Annotated in this window: 1 protein-coding gene; it reads left to right on the forward strand. The window is 58.7% G+C overall.

Going from position 1 to position 557, the window contains the following annotated elements:
• On the forward strand, positions 1–557 hold a 557-nt coding region (locus ACZ9XP_RS17780; RefSeq protein ID WP_465188946.1), incomplete at both ends, for an Ig-like domain-containing protein.

Here is a 557-nt window from a genome sequence, read left to right on the forward strand (position 1 = left end):
GCAGGCGATACCGTTACGCTCACAGTCAATAACAAAACCTTCACCGGTACGGTGCAGTCTGACAAGACCTTCAGCATCAATGTGCCGGGTAGCGACCTGGTAGCCGATGCCGATAAGGTCATCGATGCCAAGGTAGTATCGGCAGCGGGTACTGCTACCACCACCGAGGCCTATAGCGTGGATACCACCCCGCCAGCATTGACCGCCAAGCTCGACCCGGCTAGCGATAGCGGTACGGTGGGCGATGGCATTACCAACGACACCACGCCGACCATCAGCGGTACCGGTGAGCCAGGTGCCAGCATCAAGGTCACCATGCCGGGTACTGGCGAAGTGCTCACCACCACGGTGCAACCAGATGGCAAGTGGAGTGTGACCCCAACACAAGCGCTGGCAAATGGCAGTACTGGCTCCGCACAGGTACAGGCTACTGATGCGGCAGGCAACACCAGTGCAGCAACGGTGCCCGTGACGATAGATAACGTGGCGCCGCCAGCACCGACGGTAACTATCACCACCGATACCAATAATGACGGGCTGATTAGCGGCTCGGAAAT

The organism is Vogesella perlucida, assembly GCF_979366545.1.